General features: G+C 32.1%; 11 protein-coding genes. 1 reads left to right on the top strand and 10 read right to left on the bottom strand.

The genetic code is table 11. From position 1 onward, the window contains the following. Nucleotide 1: 1 nt before the first annotated feature. The 8 genes from Q4487_RS14780 to Q4487_RS14815 all read right to left on the bottom strand — a co-directional run bounded on the left by Q4487_RS14780 (nt 2) and on the right by Q4487_RS14815 (nt 8,091). Nucleotides 2-871: an RNA 2'-phosphotransferase gene (locus Q4487_RS14780; protein ID WP_303544245.1), complete on the bottom strand. Its 870-nt coding sequence runs from the start codon at nt 869-871 to the stop codon at nt 2-4. Nucleotides 872-1,052: 181 nt separating this feature from the next. Further along, nucleotides 1,053-1,520, bottom strand: a complete 468-nt coding sequence (locus Q4487_RS14785; RefSeq protein WP_100896472.1) for a hypothetical protein — start codon at nt 1,518-1,520, stop codon at nt 1,053-1,055. A 231-nt stretch (nt 1,521-1,751) separates the two neighbouring features. Beyond that, nucleotides 1,752-2,585 carry a hypothetical protein gene (locus Q4487_RS14790; protein WP_303544241.1) on the bottom strand — a complete coding sequence of 278 codons (834 nt, stop codon included), beginning with the start codon at nt 2,583-2,585 and terminating at the stop codon, nt 1,752-1,754. Nucleotides 2,586-2,822: 237 nt separating this feature from the next. After that, nucleotides 2,823-4,226 carry a hypothetical protein gene (locus Q4487_RS14795; protein WP_303544238.1) on the bottom strand — a complete coding sequence of 468 codons (1,404 nt, stop codon included), beginning with the start codon at nt 4,224-4,226 and terminating at the stop codon, nt 2,823-2,825. A gap of 224 nt (nt 4,227-4,450) precedes the next feature. Then, complete coding sequence (locus Q4487_RS14800; protein ID WP_303544236.1) at nt 4,451-4,831, bottom strand: hypothetical protein; 381 nt, start codon at nt 4,829-4,831, stop codon at nt 4,451-4,453. A gap of 234 nt (nt 4,832-5,065) precedes the next feature. Further along, nucleotides 5,066-6,073, bottom strand: a complete 1,008-nt coding sequence (locus tag Q4487_RS14805) for a hypothetical protein (RefSeq protein WP_303544233.1) — start codon at nt 6,071-6,073, stop codon at nt 5,066-5,068. Between the two features lie 290 nt (nt 6,074-6,363). Further along, the gene (locus Q4487_RS14810; protein ID WP_100896476.1) at nt 6,364-7,035 is read right to left on the bottom strand and encodes a bifunctional 4-hydroxy-2-oxoglutarate aldolase/2-dehydro-3-deoxy-phosphogluconate aldolase; all 672 of its coding nucleotides are present in this window, start codon (nt 7,033-7,035) and stop codon (nt 6,364-6,366) included. A gap of 33 nt (nt 7,036-7,068) precedes the next feature. Next, complete coding sequence (locus Q4487_RS14815) at nt 7,069-8,091, bottom strand: sugar kinase (RefSeq protein ID WP_303544230.1); 1,023 nt, start codon at nt 8,089-8,091, stop codon at nt 7,069-7,071. A 150-nt stretch (nt 8,092-8,241) separates the two neighbouring features. Here Q4487_RS14815 and Q4487_RS14820 point away from each other — a divergent pair, with 150 nt between their 5' ends. After that, nucleotides 8,242-9,255, top strand: coding sequence for a LacI family DNA-binding transcriptional regulator (locus Q4487_RS14820; protein ID WP_303544227.1), 1,014 nt, complete (start codon nt 8,242-8,244; stop codon nt 9,253-9,255). Between the two features lie 69 nt (nt 9,256-9,324). Here the strand turns inward: Q4487_RS14820 and Q4487_RS14825 are convergent, their stop codons facing one another. Beyond that, nucleotides 9,325-10,809: an arylsulfatase gene (locus Q4487_RS14825; protein ID WP_303544224.1), complete on the bottom strand. Its 1,485-nt coding sequence runs from the start codon at nt 10,807-10,809 to the stop codon at nt 9,325-9,327. Nucleotides 10,810-10,836: 27 nt separating this feature from the next. After that, complete coding sequence (locus tag Q4487_RS14830; protein WP_303544221.1) at nt 10,837-12,402, bottom strand: arylsulfatase; 1,566 nt, start codon at nt 12,400-12,402, stop codon at nt 10,837-10,839. Between the last annotated feature and the right edge of the window lie 87 nt (nt 12,403-12,489).

Raw genomic sequence — 12,489 nt, forward strand, 5'->3', positions numbered from 1 at the left:
TTTAGTGCCTAGTATTATGTAAGTACCAATCTTTTTGGTCTGGTATTAATCTTTTTTCTATCCATTCTTCTAAGTTTCGATATTTTTCTATTGTAGGATAATGTCTTATTTCTTTCTTTCCACTCCAAGTAGGGTGTATTACATATACTATTTTACTGTCACTGTCTATAAATAGGTAATCATCTGATGGCATATGAGATGCAATTAATTTCAATTTTTTTAATCTCCAATAAATTTTTTGAGTCCATCGAAATTCTTTTTTTAATTCATTCATTATAGATTCAGCTACATTTGGTCTTTCTATAAAAATCCAAGGTTCAAAATATAAATATTCAATTGGAATGTTTGAAGTTAACCAAACACTTTCTTCGGTTTTAAAAAACTCCCAACCATTTTCAATTAGTTCTATAGTATCTATTTCTATAATAATTGGTTTTCCGTGTCTTTTTCCTACTTCACGAGCCATTTCAATATTCTCGGATAGATGAACATATTGTCTTTTTCTAGAAATTAGTCCATTTTTTATAATTCCGATTAAGTTTTTTGAAGCAGTTCCGTGAAATAGTATTTCATTTGGAATTTTAGAATTTAACTCTTGTTCAATAAAAATTGAATGTCCGTGTGTTGCTTTAATTTTTTGAGTACTCAAATCAATTTTCCAACGAACTTTGTCAAAACTACTGTTAAGTTCTATTAATTGATTCGAAGTAAAATTGAAATTATTTGAATTTAGAGCATTTATAACATCTTTTATATTAGCCCAACCATATCGGTCAAGCTCAATATTTCCATCTTCAGGTTTATGTCTTAACCAATAGCTGATTAATTTGCTTATTTTTTCTTTTTTTTGCTCATTTTGGTTATTCTGCATAACGTTCTTGTATATGTCTCGTATAGTGTAAATTAGAAAATTAATTTCAGATGAAGCACTTAGCAATTCCGACGCTTCGGGATTTATTTTGTTTTAATTTTTTCATTTTAAAAGTCAAATCAAAAGATTTGGCGTTGTTCGTTAATAGCACTCATCTTACATAAACTACAAAACAAACTATTTACTGTATACCGTGTTGCGCATAGTTTTTTATTTCCTCTATTTCTACAACTATTGCTGAAGAATCAATTAAATTTTCTTCATATTGCACTTCTTTCTTGGTCCTTTTCCAATAGGGAAACAACCAAGTCATTGCGGTTCCTAAATTTTCAAATTCTGAATCGTTTAGAATAAGTTCAATCTTGTTTTTATATGAAAAACTGCCCTTATAATATTTAGTAATTCGCCTTCTTTTAGTCAGCAAATTGAAAAACCTGTCAATTGCATTTTGAATATCATCATAGTCTGGGTCAAAATGTTGGCATACTAATACATATCCAACCGTCAGCTCTCTCTCGTTACAAGAAATCCATACTCCCGTATCACCAATTGTTATGTGGTCGCCCTCTTCATATTCTTTTAAGTCACTCCCAAAATGGTTTTTCAAAAGTTCTTTAATCTTAGAATATATGACTTGGTGTTTTTTCATTTCAAATGTTTGGTAACGGTTTGGCTAAGCGTAGTGCGGGGGCAAGGAAACTTTTTCGTTTCCGTTTGCGCACGTAGCTAAAGCTTATTGTTTAGTTTTATTTTTTCTTGTCCAAAGCCAAATCCATAAGATTTAGCGACCTCATAAATATACACAGACCTTTCGGTTTTGCCCTAAAGTCCGCATTACGTTTAGGTTGTGTTAATTGTAATTATTCTATTGTTCCTGTAGTTATTTATACGTATAGTGGTATTCAGACTGTAATTTATTTTTATGCCCAAAAAAGTATTGTTTTATTAGTTGTCCTTGGGCATTATATTTGAATGTTCGGTATTCCATAATCGCGTTGCGCTTTTTGTATATTCTTTCAATTCTTTCAATCCCAAAAGAGTTATAGAAATATCTGTAACAATCGTAATCGTCATCATCCCTTTTTACTATTCTATGTTTTTTATCATATTCATAAAAGTTGTCCTTTTTGTATTTTCTTCTCGTTGGGAATTTTTCACTTGTCAAATCATTATTTTTAAAGAAGCTAATTTTATTTAGAACAGAATCTTTAAATTGTTCGATTCGTTTTAATTTCCCAAATGCATTGTAAGAGTAAATATTTCTATTTCCGTCTGCATCAATTAAGTATTCCAATTTTCCTTTCCGTTTGTATTTTTTTTCTATTTTAATATTCCACTTTTTCTTTTGTCCATCTATGTAGGATTCTTGGTAGATGCTGTCTAAATATCCATATTCATCAAAGTAGTTTCTCCTATAAGTATTACCAACTGTAATTACTATATACTTAAATTCTGGACTCTCTTTTTTTGTTTCATAACCTGGACCCGATATATAATAGCTTCCAAATGGTGATTTTTCGTCCGATAGGCGTTCACGTTCGATTTTGAATAGTCCGCTTTTATATTCTTTTAATGTTCCGGCTAATGTGCTGTCTTTTGATTTTTTATCAATTCTCCATTCGTAACGTATCAATTTAACCTGTGCAGTATCTATTTCTTGAGCCAATATTGGATAAGAAAAAAGTAATAAAATGATTGAAAAAAGTTTCTTCATAATTGTGTATGACTGTTTTGTATATGGTACCTTGCGTGTATAAACCTTATTTAGCAAATAAAAACTGGACAGAAAATCTACTAACCTCCACACTTTTACACTTATAAACTCCTCATAAATAGCTATTTATAATCAAATATAGATTAATATATGATGATACTTACATAAGTACTTTAGCTAAAAATTAGTGAATTTTTACTTGGTTTTTACCACAGTACTTTGTTGTACGCTTTTATTTTATTCCTTTAAGAAAGCTAAGTTTTTAGGATATGCCTTCATATTTTGTATCATTTTTGATGCACGTTTGAAATTATATTCTTTGACATTATGAAGGGTCAAATCTTTCCAATCTCTTTGTATTTCATCCAAAACTAGCTCTAATCTTTCATCATTATTGAACACAATATATTTTTCTAACTTGTGTCTAAGATGTTCAAATTTCTCTGAGTTTAACCTATGTTTTTCACTTAAATTACTGGGCTTAATAACTTTATTAATTGTACCAAGTAAAGTGCTAATACCAGCTAAAATAGCAACCCACACAATAAAGTTTTCTTTATCGTTAGGCATTTGCTTCAAATAAAATGTTAGTCCAGCAATAATGGCTGGTATTCCAACTATTGACCAAGAAAGAATTTCTGAAAAAGTATTCAAATGTCTCGATTCGATTCTATGAGCATGTTCAAGAGTATGAATTTTTCTCATCCAATGTAATGCAAGAAGTTTCTGTTTATTATAATATTTTTTGATTTCTCTATCAATATCATAGAGGCTAGGGATAATATTTATTTGTTCATATTTAAAGCCTGTTTCTGGGTCGTTTTTTGGACCTACAACCTTTGATAAGTCATTTAACCCCTCATCAGAGTTAAATAAAAATAATGTAGCTGTGAGCGGTGTGATAGATTGAGAGCTATGATATTCATTTATTGAAACAGAATACTCTTGTCCCATAGTAATTGTTTCACTTGAAGTTTTTCTCAGTCTGACATCACTTGTGTCTACATTTAATTCTGATTTTCTTTTTGAAAAACCGTTATTATCTTTGATTGATTTCCAATCTATTCGATATAGGCTATGGTCTGAGGGCTTGTCTGAATTTAAAACTTCATACCTTTCATTTAAAATACTACCAGCTAATACGTGACTTTGAGCACTGAATAGGTGTGAATGAACCTTATACTTTCCAAAATCATTGTTTTGAAAATTATGAGCAAATGATTCATCCCAAATATGAAGTCTTAATATCTTTCGATTTCTTTCAGATTCAAATCTGTATAATTCGATTGATAAAAAGCCTTGTGAGCCAATGCCAGCAGTTGAATCGTCTTTCTTGAAAAATGTCAAACAATCAAATGCTAATCGCCAAGCAAACTGAGTATTTATTCTTTTCCTAGCCTTAAACGCTTTTAATGAATAATCAGATAATATTAAAAGTTTAATGAAATTAATTGCAACTGGTGATTCAGTAACAGAGTATTTGTCTAATATTTCATCATACCCTAAAAGGTTTTTATCTCTATAAATGCGAAGGACTAAATTCTCAATATCAATTCTAATATGAAATTCAGTTGTTACAATATGTTTAAGCAAATTATCGCCAATCGACTTAAATTGATATTTTGAAAGATAAGATTCCATTTTTATTGGTTTTCACTAATTGCGTACAACGGACTTGTGTATGAAACGTAGCGTGTAAAAAGACACTAACTTTTCGGATTAACACAGAGCCAAATTTTTATATTTTGTTTTTAATTTTTTCTCATTTAAAAGCCAAATTAAAAATTTGGCGGACTTGGTTATTAGCTCTTAACTTTGGGTTAAGCATTAAAACCCGTATTAATTATAGCTATTGTTGGGTAGCGTTATTTTGTCATTCCCATTATCATATCGGCTCCTTGCTCTTTCACAGAAACAACTAATTTATTTTCTGTTACTGAAATTAGTTTCTGGTCAACTTTTCCATCTAAATCGTCGGTACGTATTATTTTTTTCAGTTTGTCAAATTTCCATTTCCCAATATATTTTCGACCTTCTTCCATTCCTTCTTGTTTTCCATCAGAGTGAAAAATTACCCAGCTATTTTTCTGCATTTCTACAGGTAATTTCATTTTTTGTCCAGCCATTTCAACATATTCAAGATGCCATTTTCCAGATGTAATTAGGTCAAAGTCACTTTTTTTTTGAGCTGAAAGTATTTGAAATGATGTCAATATCAAGAATACTGCAAAAATTATTTTTTTCATATTTTTTATTTTATTAAGTTTTTTTTAAATTGTCCATAACGTTCAGTATAAGAAACGTAGTGCGGTTGATAAGCACTTTCGTTCCGGTTTATTACTTAGCTAAATATAAATATTTTGCTTTTATCTTTTTTACTATAAAACGCCATATTTTATATTTAGCGGACTTTGTTAATATTCACAGATCTTTCGGTTTAGCACAAACGCTCTATGTTTTTTATACAGTCTTGTAATGCGTTATTTTATCTTTAATCCGGTTACTATTTTGTTAAAAACAGAAGAATTATTCCAACCTTTTATTTTTGATTTTAGTTGATTAGTTGTTTTATTAGAATCTATCATAAGTCTATCTAAATGTTCTATTTTATTAGTTAACAATATTTTTTCATTTTTAACTCTATCGAATTCAGATTTTAAGATTCCTGTTCGTTTAGTTAAAGACTTTATTTTGGCTTTTAATTCTAAGTTTTCTGTTTCTAGTTTCTTCTTTTCTAATAATACTTGATTCTCATTTTGGAAATTAATATATTTAGAAGAAGCAATGTCAACTATCACATCTGCCCAAATTGATTTGTTGAAATAGTTTGTTATTTTTCTTTCAAGAGATTGAGCTTCTACTTTACTAATACTTTTAAAACTCCTTCCTTTAAAAATATCAAAATCTTTACTGTATGGAATTTCTATTACACCGATTCCATCTGTAAAACTTCTATAGAATTCAATTTTGTCTCCGTGAACTTCATTTTTTTCGACTACCTCTATGTATAATTTATGATTCCATTTTAGTGCTAAATCTGCTGGTTCATCAAATTCGATTACAATGTCAGGTCTTCTTTTTTCGCCATTATGTTCAATTTCGGGAACAATTTGTATTTGCTTAAACTTAAATTGAAATGGATATTTTACTTTATCATTTTTATTCATTTTTTCGTTTGAAAAACTGAACAGGGCTTCTTTTTTTTCTGAGATTACTTTCTCACGTAATAAATGTGATAATGTAATAGGGCTGTTGTTACTATTTTTTTCTCCCTCATTTTTTGAATAATAGCTATAAGTTCTGTGACCTCTATTAAAATAAACTAATGGGCTAAGTTTATTTCTATTTACGTGAATCTGCTTCTCGTATTTTGACTTCCAAACTCGATAATCAACATCATCTAAATCCATTAAATACCAAGAATCAAATGAAATCCATTTTTCATCTTCTAAGACATATCCATATATTTTTTGGTCTTTCTTGAACATTTTGTTTTAATGCATTACAACTATATATAAACGCAATTCATTGCGTTTATTCCCCATATTGGTGTAATAAACGCACATTTTTATTTTTAGCGCTTAATTTTCTTACAATATAAAAACATTTTTTTTTATACAATTACGGATATGTGTAATTGTATCAGAATTAATTATAAATGGTAGCTATTGTAACTTAAAATGTAAAATACCTTTAACTTTTAGGCATAAAAAAACCACACTCTACTACAAGTATGGTTTTATGGTTTGTGTTTAGTATAACCCTAAAATGGGATAAATTATTTTTTCTTCAGCTTTTTAATTACTGCTATAGTTTGTTTTACGGTAGCTTCTAAACCTTTATAATCTTTATTAGCTATAATGTCTTTACTTATTAATTTAGAGCCTATACCAACGCAAGTAACACCTGCATTAAACCAAGCTGCTAAATTATCTTCTTCTGTGGTTACACCACCTGTTGGCATAACGTTTGTCCACGGTTGTGGGCCTTTTATGGCTTTTACAAAATCTGCTCCGTAGGTTGCACCAGGAAATAGTTTTACTACCTCACAGCCTAATTCTTCTGCAGTGTTTATTTCTTTTAAAGAACCACATCCAGGAGACCACATTACTTTACGCCTGTTACAGGCTATGGCAATGTCTTCTCTAAAAGATGGTGTTACTATAAAATTGGCTCCCATTTGCATATACAAAGAGGCTGCTGCTGCATCTGTTACAGAGCCTACACCTAGTACCATACCTGGTAATTCTTTTATAGCGTATTTGTTTAACTCAGAAAATACTTCAAAAGCAAAATCTCCACGTGCGGTAAATTCCATTAAACGCGCACCTCCATTGTAACAGGCCTTTAAAATATTTTTTGCTAAATCTACATCAGAATGGTAAAATAAAGGTACCAAACCGGTTTCATTCATTATATTAAAAACTTCTATTCTGCTATATTGTGCCATAATTGTATGCTGTGTTTTTATTATTTTAAAGTGTTAGCGTGCTACTTTACCAGAGGCATCGCCACTCATTAGTTTTTCTACCTCATTTACTGTTACCAAATTAATGTCTCCGGCAATGGTATGCTTTAAACAACAGGCTGCTACTGCAAAATCTACTGCTTGTTGTGCGTTATACTCTTTATTTAGTAGGCCATAAATTAAACCTCCCATAAAAGCATCTCCGCTACCTACCCTATCTACAACTGGTGTAACATCTTTAATTGCAGCGCTATAAAGCGCTCCATTATCATACAAAATACCACCAATTTGCTGGTGAGATGCACTTATAGAGTAGCGTAATGTTGTGGCTACTTTTTCTAAATTAGGATACAATTTAAACAATTTATTATACAAGCTAGGTAAGGACTCTTTGTTATTGTAATCTGGATTTTCTTGTGCTAAGCCCGACATAAAAAATGCGGTGTCTAAATCTCCCAATATAACATTACTGTAAGATAACAGCTCTGGCATAATATCTTTTGGCTCTTTACCATATTGCCACAATTTTGCTCTGTAATTAAGGTCTGATGTTATAAAAACTCCCATTTTACTAGCAGCTTTTACAGCCTCTAAACACACATCTGCTGCCGTTTGCGATACTGCTGGCGTTACACCACTCCAATGAAAAACGGTAGCGTCTTTAAAAACCTCTTCCCAGTTTATAGTCCCTGGTGTAATAGTTGCCATTGCACTATCTGCCCTGTCATACACCACCTTACTACCTCTAGTACCCGCACCTGTTTCTAAAAAATAAACACCCAAACGCTCACCACCAAAAACTATGTTATTGGTTTGTACATTTCGTTTTTTAATTTCCATTAGTGCTGTGTTACCTAAATCGTTCTCTGGTAAGCGTGTAACAAACTCTGCCTCTAAACCATAGTTAGCTACAGATACAGCAACATTAAACTCGCCACCGCCATACGTAGCTGTAAAATTATTTGCTTGCGAAAAGCGCAAATGTCTTTGCGTAGACAAACGCAACATAATTTCTCCAAAGGTGACTACTTTACTCATTTTTATATTTTTTAAAAAAATTGGCAATTGCTTAATCGATTAAGCATTGGGGTAAAATAAAATCAAAACTGCGTTGTAAACAACTATAGCTTTGATTGTAATTGTATTTTCAATACTTTTGGTTAATCGATTAAGCAAATATATTAAAAATTGTCAAACAAAAAAACCACCCTTAAAGATATTGCTGGTAAGCTAAACATATCTACCGCTGCTGTTAGTAAGGCTTTACGTAATGATTCTCGTATTAGTAAAAAGACAAAAGAGGCTGTAAAAAAAATAGCAAAAGATTTAGATTACCAACCAAATAACCTTGCTAGTGCCCTGCGTAGTGGTAAAAGTAATTTGGTGGGTGTTATGGTACCAAGCACAAATAGCTCTTACTTTTCATCGGTTTTACAAAATATAGAAGAGGTTTTAAATAGTAAAGGCTATAATGTAATTGTAACACAGTCTAACGAGTCTTACACAAAAGAATGTAACAATATAGACACCCTACTTTTTACACAAGTAGATGGCATTATTGCATCTATGGCAAATGAAACGGTAAACTTAGATTTTTTTGAAAAGATAAAAACTAAAGGCATACCACTTATTTTGTTTGATAGAGGTGAAAACGATTTAAATGTAGATTATATTGGTATTAACGATTATGATAGTAGCCATATGATTGTTGACCATTTGGTACAACAAGGCCGTAAAAATATTGCTCATATAGGCGGATTTAAACACACACGTATTTTTAACAACAGAATTAGAGGTTATGTTGATGCGTTGCAAAAACACAAACTTACTTTGTTTGATGATTATGTGAGTGAAAGTAACCTTACTATTGAAGATGGCAGAGTACAAATGAAAAAGTTACTAGCACTTAAAAACCAACCAGATGCTGTATATGCTGCTAGTGATTATGCTGCTCTTGGTGCTTTGCAAGTTTTGAAAGAAGAAGATATTGCAGTACCCAAAACTATTGCGCTTGTTGGTTTTGGTAACGAACCCTTTACCACAATGGTTACACCAACTATTACAACTGTAGACCAGCATAGTGCAGAAATTGGTAAAATTGCTGCACAAACCTTTTTAGAATATGCAGACAAAAAAACAGCTACACAGCAATTAAATAAAAAGATATTAGAGGCTAAGCTTATTGTTAGAGAATCATCTTAAAACATTAGTCTTGTTAAAGCAAAAAGTCGTGCTAACAAGCACGACTTTTATATATGTAAAATCTCAAGTTTACTTAAACGGAAACAACTCCGACTCGGTATGAGAATCTTTCATTATTTGTTTCAACTCTGCAACTAAATTTAAGTTTGCAGAAGCAACATTGTGTTCTTCTTTAGGGTCTGTAGCTAAATTATACAGCTCAAACTTACCTTGTTTTGCTGCATTCATTTTATACCAAACACCTTTCCAATCGCCTTTTCTTACTGCTTTTCTACCTTTTTGAATATTAAATTCCCAATACAAATACTTATGTTGTTTTTGCTCGCCTTGGTCTAGTAACGTTGGTACTAAAGAAATACCATCTACCTCTACCGGAATTGTAGTTTCTGTGATATCTGCTACTGTTGGTAAAATATCCCAAAAAGCAGAAACCATAGTTGTGGTTGTACCTGCTTTAATTTTGTTAGGCCAAACTGCTATAAAAGGAGTACGTATACCACCTTCATACAAATCTCTTTTTTCACCTTTTAATCCGCCTCCACTATTAAAATAAACCGGATTTGCACCACCTTCTTTGTGTGGACCATTGTCACTAGCAAACATAATAATTGTATTGTCTGCAATACCTAGTTCTTCTACCTTAGCTACAATTTGCCCTACATACACATCTAACCTATCTACCATAGATGCATACATTGCATATGGCTTGTCTTGTGAGCTATATTCTGTTGGGTTTATATCTGCACCATAATCTGATGTGTAACTTTCTTTAGTGGTATGTGGTACTTCTTTAAACTTACCATCGTACTTTTTAAAAATAGAATCTTTAGGAGCCATTAACTCTGCGTGTGGCAAAACTAAAGGTACATAAGCAAAAAATGGTTTGTCTTTATTGTCTTCTAAAAACTTTAAAGTTTCTTCTTGTATAAGGTCCGGTGCATAGGTTACCATATTGGTATAATCATTACCCTCTAAAAGCACTTTTTCTTCATTTTTCCATAAATGAGGCGGATAGTAACGGTGTGCCATACGCTGACAATTGTACCCATAAAAGGCATCAAAACCCTGCTTTATTGGATCTCCTGTAGAACCTATATAACCCAATCCCCATTTACCAAAAGCACCATTAGTATAGCCTGCTTCTTTTAAAACCTCAGCTATGGTAACGCTAGAAGCTGGTATAGGCTCCTGCCCTTCTTGCCCCTTTAATTCTCTGTTACCTCTAATAGGCGTGTGCCCAGTGTGCAGACCTGTCATTAAAGAAGATCTAGACGGTGCACATACCGCAGAACCGGTATAGTGTTGTGTAAACTTTATACCCCTTTCTGCTAGCTTATCTATGTTTGGTGTTTTAAAATTTACCTGACCATAACTACTTAAATCACCATACCCTAAATCATCTGCCAAAATGTAAATAATATTAGGTTTTGGTTGTACGGCTTCTTCTTTTACAACTGTTGCTTCAGGTTGCTTTTTTGTTTCTTTACAAGCTAAAAAAAGCAATGAGGCAGAAACAACATACAGGCTACTCTTTATAAATCTCATTAATTTCATTCTAAATTATTAAAAAAAACACACTATTTACCTAAGTTTAAGTTGTTGTATATTTTTGTATTCTTTACCACGAATAGCTTCAAACTCAGTAATCATTTCTTGTAACTTTTCTGGATTAGCTTTTGCTAAATTGTTTTGTTGCGCCTTGTCTTCTTTTAAATTGTACAACTGAAAATCTGGACCACTACCTGTTTCTATATCAACTTTTTCTTGGTAAGTTTTGCCTTTGTAAGGAGGTATCATTAACCAATTTCCACTGCGTAATGCAGTTCTAGAGGTTGCCTCTATCACTAAATTATTTCTACCCTTATCTGTTTCTCCTAAAAACGTTTGCATTAAGTCTTTACTATCTGTTGTTGCTTCTTTTGTACCAGTTAATGTTGCTAAAGAAGCTAATAAATCCATTTGACAAACAATAGCGTCAGATACTCCAGGTTTTATATGGCCTTTCCAATAGGTAATAAAAGGAACACGTGTACCTGCCTCAAATAAACTATACTTACCTCCTCTTAAACCTCCTTTTGGGTCGTGTTTACCTATTTTTTCTACAGCATCATCATAATACCCATCATTTAAAACAGGACCATTATCACTAGAAAAAACAATTAAAGTATTCTCTAAAAGCCCTTCTTCTTTTAATGTTTTTACAAACTCGCCAATACACCAATCTGCTTCTAAAATAACATCTCCTCTTGGACCTAAACCAGATGTACCTGCAAAACGAGGATGTGGTGTACGCGGTACGTGTGGTTGCTGCATTGCATAGTATAAAAAGAACGGAGAGTTTTTATGTGTTTTTACATAATCTTGTGCTTTAGCTAAAAAGTGATCTGCCATATCCACATCACTCCATTTTGCAGCCTCGCCACCTTTCATAAATCCAATTCTACCAATACCATTTACAATACTATTATTGTGGCCGTGGTGCCATTTCATATCTACCATTTCTGGATTATCTATAGCAGTTGGTTCCCCCTCAAAATTAGTTTTGTAATTAACCTCTATTGGGTCTTTAGGATCTAAACCAACAACATTACCATTATTTATATAAACCGTTGGCACACGGTCTTGTGTTGCTGCTAATATGTAAGCATCATCAAAACCAACTTCATTAGGTCCTGGAGAAACACGCTCATTCCAATTTACATTTCCTGTACCCAAACCTAAATGCCACTTACCAACTATTGCCGTTTGATATCCTTGGTTTTTAAGCATTTTAGGTAGTGTTTGTTGTTCTGTGCTAATTAACAATGGTGCTGTACCAGGTAATATTTTTGCATCTTTATTACGCCAAGGATACATACCTGTTAATAAAGCATACCTACTAGGTGTACAAGTTGCAGAAGAAGCGTAACCGTTAGTAAACTTTATGCCTCCAGAGGCTAAAGCATCTATATTTGGCGTGCTTAATTCTGTTGCTCCGTATGAGCTAATGTCACCATATCCTAAATCATCTAAATAAATAACAACAACATTAGGCTTTACTTCTTTGTTTTCTTCTACAACAACATTTTTCTCCTCTTTGGGTTTTTCTTTACAACTAAATGCAACCAATGCAAAAGAAAGAGCTATTAGGTTAAGAGCTTTTTTCATAGGGTATTCATTTTTATTTTAATAATGCTTATTTCTATCTAAAAAAAAGATTCCATTTCAATATTAAATTGAAACGGAACCTTTAAA

The sequence above is a fragment of the Cellulophaga sp. 3_MG-2023 genome, from assembly GCF_030546975.1.
Taxonomy (GTDB): domain Bacteria; phylum Bacteroidota; class Bacteroidia; order Flavobacteriales; family Flavobacteriaceae; genus Cellulophaga.